This is a genomic window from Bradyrhizobium sacchari, assembly GCF_002068095.1.
GTDB lineage: Bacteria > Pseudomonadota > Alphaproteobacteria > Rhizobiales > Xanthobacteraceae > Bradyrhizobium > Bradyrhizobium sacchari.
In genome coordinates this window covers 1-5,938 of the sequence record NZ_LWIG01000068.1, presented here as the reverse complement: position 1 = coordinate 5,938, position 5,938 = coordinate 1, and the positions used below count along the sequence as shown (strand labels likewise).

Genomic DNA, 5,938 nt, shown 5'->3' with positions numbered 1-5,938 from the left:
CGGGGCTTGCCGGCGACAGCGTTGCGGTGCCGCTGCTCGAGGTGGCGCCCGACGTCGCGGTGCGCGCGGATGCGGATGCCGCGGTCATGCGTGCAATCGAGGACAGCCTCGGGCAAGGCCGGTGCATTCTTCTGCACATCATGGATTCGTCAAAACTCGGCTGGCGCGCGCCGAGTGCTGCCTGCCTCGATGAGATCGCGCGGCGCTGGCCGCGCAAGGTTCAGGTGGTGGTGGACGCCTGCCAGGCGCGACTCGGTCGCCGCCGGCTGCGGTCCTATCTCGATCGCGGTTACATGGTGTTGATGACGGGCTCGAAATTCTTCGGTGGCCCTGCCTTCAGCGGCGCGCTGCTGGTGCCGAAGGGCCTGTCGCGGTCGATCGACCGGATTGGCGGGATCGCGCCGGGCATCTTCGACTATGCCGGCCGCTGCGACTGGCCGATGGCCTGGACGGCGCTGCGCTCGCGCTTCGAGCGCCGGCCGAATTTCGGTCAATGGCTGCGCTGGGAGGCGGCGCTTGCGGAGATCGCCAGCTACTATGCCGTGCCCGGCGCATTCCGTGTCAGGGCCCTGGCCGAGCTCGCTTCTGGCATCGACGCCATGATCGCGCTGTCGCCGTCGCTTCGAGCGGTTCCGAATGCATCCGGGCAAGCCGGAGTGGATGATGAGGAATTCGCGGCCGCTACGATCTTTCCGTTCGCACTGCTGCGTGACGGCAAGCCGGTCTCCATCGCCGAAACCAATGCCGTGCATCGTGCTCTGGCGCGCGACATGAACGGCGACATCGACGGCAGCGCGGCCGACCGGCAGGTTGCCGCACAGCGCTGCCTCGTCGGTCAGCCGGTGCGGTTCGCGCAAGCGGACGGCAAACCGCAAGGATTGCTGCGGCTGTGCGTCGGCGCGCGGCTGGTCACCGAAGCCTGGTCGGCGGACGCCGCGCAATCGCAACGCAACTTGCAAGCTATCCTCGATCGCATCGCCCACGTGCTGGTGAAGACCGAGCTGCTGCTCGACCGTGCGACGGCTGCGCCAGGGAAGTTTGTGCTCGAGGCCTGAGATGCTCCATCCTGTTTCCGCACCGAACGGCGCCACGGCGCCAGCCTATTCCGACCGTATCGGCTTTGCGCAGTTGACGCGCCGGGCCTTCGAGGGCGGCGATCTGCATCCGTTGCGCGAGCATCTGTTGGCGCGGATCGCAGAGGGCACGGCGGAGGCGGGCGAGGGCCTCGATCTGTCGCTGATTGCCCAGCTTCTCGGCGAGAAGGAGGCTGGGCTGGTGATCCAGACCGAGGTGCTCGCGTTCCATCAATTGTTCCGCACGCCCTGCGCAGTTGCCAAACCACGCATGCGCGTGCTCGCGCTCGCGGCGGACATCGACATGGGCGGCAATACGCCGATCGAATTCCTGCTCGAAGGCTCAGACATCGAGCTGCTGACGCTCTACGTGGTCAAGGGCATCGGCCTGCCCGAGACATTGCCTGATCACGACGTGGCCATCGTGGTCGCCTCCGATTCCGCGGAATGCCGAGAGGCGCTCGCCGTCATCGAACAGGCCGCGCCGCGCTGGCCGCGGCCGTTGCTCAACCGCCCCGAGCTCATCGGCAATCTCGATCGCGACAAGCTCTATCGGTTGCTGGCTGATGTCCCCGGTCTCGATATTCCGGTCACCGCCAACGCGACCCGTGCGCAATTGACGGCTCTCTCGGAGGGGCGGATCGCCTGCGCGGAGATTACGAGCGAATTGCACTTTCCAATGATCGTACGGCCACGCGGCACGCACGCCGGCGTCGGGCTTGCGAAGGTCGACGATGCCGCTGCGCTGAAGGCCTATCTAGCCGAGCGACAGGAGCAGGACTTTTTCGTCGCGCGTTTCGTCAATTACGCGAGCCCCGACGGGCTCTTTCGCAAGATCCGGCTCACCATGGTCGACGGCAAACCTTATGCCTGCCACATGGCGATCGCCGATCGCTGGGACATCTGGTACCTCAACGCCTACATGGCATTCAGCGAGGAGAAGCGCGCTGAAGAGGCCATCTTCATGCGCGAGTTCGATCGCGCTTTCGCGGCGCGCCACAAGAATGCGCTCGACGAGATGAGCCGGCGCATCGGCCTCGACTATTTCATCGTCGACTGCGCCGAGAACCAGAACGGCGAACTTCTGGTGTTCGAGGCCGACAACACCGCCGTCGTCCACAACATGGATCCGCCCGCCGTGTTTCCATACAAGCCGCCGCAGATGCGCAAGATCTTCGCCGCGTTCACGGCGATGCTGTCGCGGCATGCAAAGGCGAGCGAGGGGAATCCAGCATGAACGAGATCGTCCGCAACACGCAAGGCTCAGTCACGCAAACTTCGCTCGATCCGCAGGACTGGACCGAATTCCGCGTGCTCGCCCATCGCATGCTCGACGAGGCGATCGACGGCATTGCCAACGTTCGCTCGCGTCCGGTCTGGCAACCGATCCCCGATGGCGTCCGTGCGGCCATCAAGTCCGACGTGCCGCGCGAGGCAAGCGATCTCGCCGACGTCTATCGCGAATTCGCCGAGCACGTCGCGCCTTACGCGACCGGCAACGTTCATCCCGGCTTCATGGGCTGGGTGCATGGCGGCGGCACGGCTGTCGGCATGCTTGCCGAGATGCTTGCCGCCGGCCTCAACGCCAATCTCGGCGGCCGCGACCACATGCCGATCGAGATCGAGCGCCAGATCGTCGACTGGATGCGCCGCCTGTTTGCTTTTCCGCAGAGCGCAAGCGGCATCTTCGTCACGGGCACGTCGATGGCCAATCTGATGGCAGTGCTGGTGGCGCGGACGACGGCGCTCGGTACGCTGGCGCGGCAGTATGGCATCGGCAATGACGGCGCACTGCTCACGGCCTACACCTCGCGGGCTGCGCATGGCTGTGTCTCCAGGGCGATGGACATTTCTGGGCTCGGCAGCGATGCGCTGCGCAAGATCGGCCTCGATGCCGATCATCGCATCGACGTCGCCGCGCTGCGCGCGCAGATCGCGGCCGACCGCAAGGTCGGATTCAAGCCTTTCCTGGTCGTCGCATCCGCCGGCACGGTCGATATCGGCGCGATCGACGATCTCAGGGCCGTCGCGGAGCTGTGCCGCGAGCAGGGGATCTGGTTTCACGTCGATGGCGCTTTTGGCGCGCTCGCAATTCTCTCTCCCGAACTCGCGCCTCTGCTCGGCGGCATCGAGCTTGCGGATTCCATTGCCCTCGACTTCCACAAATGGGGACAGGTGCCCTACGACGCCGGTTTCCTGCTGGTGCGCGACGGTGAACGGCACCGCCAAGCCTTCGCCCAGCCGGCGGCCTATCTGAGCCGCGAGGCGAGGGGGCTTGCGGCGGGCGCGGTCTGGCCCTGCGATCTCGGCCCCGACCTGTCGCGCGGCTTCCGGGCGTTGAAGACCTGGTTCACACTGAAGACGTTCGGCACCGAGAGGCTGGGCGCCGTGATCGCGCGAAGCTGCGCGCTGGCGAAATACCTGGAGGCGCGCGTGCTGGCCGAGCCGCGGCTGGAATTGCTGGCGCCGGTGAATCTCAACATCGTCTGCTTCCGCTACCGTAGCAACGATGCGGTCAACCGCGAGATCGTTGCCGACATCCAGGAGTCCGGCATCGCCGCGCCTTCGGGCACGACGCTGGACGGAACGTTCGCGATCCGCGCGGCGATCGTCAATCACCGCACCGACGAGACTGATATCGATGCGCTGGTTGCGGCCGTGCTGGAGTTCGGCGGGCGGCGGAGCGGCGGAGTGATCGACGTCGAGGCGCCGCCGCTCGTGGCGCAATAGCATTGGTGAACGCCTGAAACGACAACGGCCCCGGAGATCGTCCGGGGCCGTTGTCGCTTGTGCGAGCCTCTGTATCAGGCGGCGGTGCTGACGTCGTCCTTGCCCGCCGCCGCCTTGGGATGCGTGGCCTCGAACTGGCTGCGCAGCTTCTCCTCATAGGCGATCAGCTTGCGGGCTTCCTTCAGCGCCCGGTAGAGGTCGCCGTTCAGGATGTTGTTGTTGATGCCTTCGATGATCGGCCAGGAGCTCGGCACCGCGGTGACGATGTCGCGCACCAGATTGAAATAGGTGCCGTGCTGGGTCTGCGGATCCGGCGAGATGTACATGAGCTGGACCGCCAGGTAGACGAGCTTGGCCGGCGTATCGGCGGTCTCAGGCGTGAGGATGTCGCGCTCGCGCAGGATCGGCACGTTCTCGCCGTCGATCAGCAGACGGGCGCGCTGGTCCGTGTTGGTGATCACGGAGTTGCCGACAATGATGCGTTCGTGCGGTTTGAGCTCGACCTTGAGAGCCATGCCTGTTCTCCATCAACGCTTTCGTAACCGAGCGCTCGTTGCGGCTTATCAGGGCGTGATTCTCGCTCGGAATTAGTTAACGAGTTCTAAATCCCCGACATCCGCGCGGAAAAGCTCAATCTTCCCAAATTGATATCCGAGCGGTGGCGCGGCGAGGGACAGAGCCTCGGCGAGCCGAATCACGTCCAACCCGGCAAAAGCACGAGTTTCATTTCATGTTTCGTTAGAGGTCTGGGCGCCAGGGTCCGCCGGTCGCTGGGTCGGTCTCGATCCAAGCAGACGCGTAACAGTAGCGTCGTTTACCAGAAAGGTAACAGAGTCATGTCAGGCATCGTCCTCTCCGCGTCGGTTCGTCAGAACCTCCTCTCCCTCCAGTCCACCGCTGATCTTCTCGCCACCACGCAGAACCGTCTGTCGACCGGCAAGAGCGTCAACTCGGCCCTGGACAACCCCACCAACTTCTTCACGGCCCAGTCGCTCGACAACCGCGCCAGCGACATCAACAACCTGCTCGACGGCATCGCCAACGGCGTGCAGGTGCTGCAGGCCGCCAACACCGGCATCACCTCGCTGCAGAAGCTGATCGACAGCGCCAAGTCGATCGCCAACCAGGCGCTGCAGACCACGGTCGGCTACTCCACCAAGTCGAACGTCTCCGCCACCATCTCCGGTGCGACCGCGGCCGACCTGCGCGGCACCACGAGCTTCGCCAGTGCGACCGCGTCGAGCGACGTGATCTACAGCGGCGCTCCCGGCGGCACGACCGCGATTACGGCTGCCAAGACCCTGGGCGCGAGCCAGGGCGTGTTCACGGGCACCGCGGCAACGGCTGGCGACGGCACCACGGCCCTGACCGGAACCATCACCCTGATCGCCACCGGCGCCACGACTGCCACCGGCCTGGTCGGCAACGCCCAGCCTGCCGACGGCGACACGCTGACGGTCAACGGCAAGACCATCACCTTCCGCAGCGGCGCTGCTCCGGCGTCGACCGCGGTTCCGTCCGGGTCGGGCGTCAGCGGCAACCTCGTCACCGACGGCAACGGCAACACCACCGTCTATCTCGCCACGGCGAACGTCAACGACCTCTTGAAGGCGATCGATCTGGCCAGCGGCGTGCAGAGCGCTTCGATCAGCGCTGGTGCTGCCACCATCACGCAGAGCGGCGCCACGGTTGGTACGGCCCAGACCATCTCGTCCGTCGCGGGCGGCAAGGTCATTCTGGAGAGTTCGACGGGTGCGGACCTGAACGTGACCGGCAAGGCCGATCTGCTCAAGGCCCTTGGCCTGAGTTCGGCCAGCGGCGGCGGAAACACGAGCGTGAGCGTGGCCCGCCAGACCAGCGCGGGTTCGCTGGGTGCTCTGGTTCAGGACGGTTCGACGCTGAACGTCGACGGCCACATCATCACCTTCAAGAACGCGCAGACGCCGCAGTCGGCAGCCAGCGTGACCTCGGGTGGTGTCAACGGCAACATCGTCACCGACGGCAGCGGCAACTCGACCGTCTATCTCCAGAGCGCGACGGTGACCGACCTGCTCAACGCGATCGACCTCGCCACCGGCGTGCAGACCGCGAAGATCACTTCGGGTGCGGCGGTGCTCTCGACCGCGACCGGTCAG

Annotated in this window: 4 protein-coding genes and 1 pseudogene; 4 read left to right on the top strand and 1 reads right to left on the bottom strand. The window is 65.6% G+C overall.

The genetic code is table 11. The features are described 5' to 3' along the window. The 3 genes and pseudogenes from A5906_RS45830 to A5906_RS39365 form a co-directional block, all read left to right on the top strand. Nucleotides 1–1,055 (top strand): annotated as a pseudogene (locus A5906_RS45830) (hypothetical protein); the annotation flags it as partial. Between the two features lies 1 nt (nucleotide 1,056). Next, complete coding sequence (locus A5906_RS39370; protein ID WP_080140439.1) at nucleotides 1,057–2,310, top strand: ATP-grasp domain-containing protein; 1,254 nt, start codon at nucleotides 1,057–1,059, stop codon at nucleotides 2,308–2,310. Further along, nucleotides 2,307–3,803, top strand: coding sequence for a pyridoxal phosphate-dependent decarboxylase family protein (locus A5906_RS39365; protein WP_080140438.1), 1,497 nt, complete (start codon nucleotides 2,307–2,309; stop codon nucleotides 3,801–3,803). The genes A5906_RS39370 and A5906_RS39365 overlap by 4 nt, the downstream gene beginning before the upstream one ends. A gap of 74 nt (nucleotides 3,804–3,877) precedes the next feature. On the opposite strand, the gene flbT is transcribed toward A5906_RS39365, so the two are convergent. Continuing rightward, a complete protein-coding gene (flbT, locus tag A5906_RS39360) occupies nucleotides 3,878–4,318 on the bottom strand; it encodes a flagellar biosynthesis repressor FlbT (protein ID WP_080140437.1) in 441 nt (146 codons plus the stop codon). Nucleotides 4,319–4,639: 321 nt separating this feature from the next. Between flbT and A5906_RS39355 the strand changes: the two genes are divergently transcribed. Then, on the top strand, nucleotides 4,640–5,938 hold a 1,299-nt coding region (locus tag A5906_RS39355; protein ID WP_136615814.1), incomplete at its 3' end, for a DUF1522 domain-containing protein.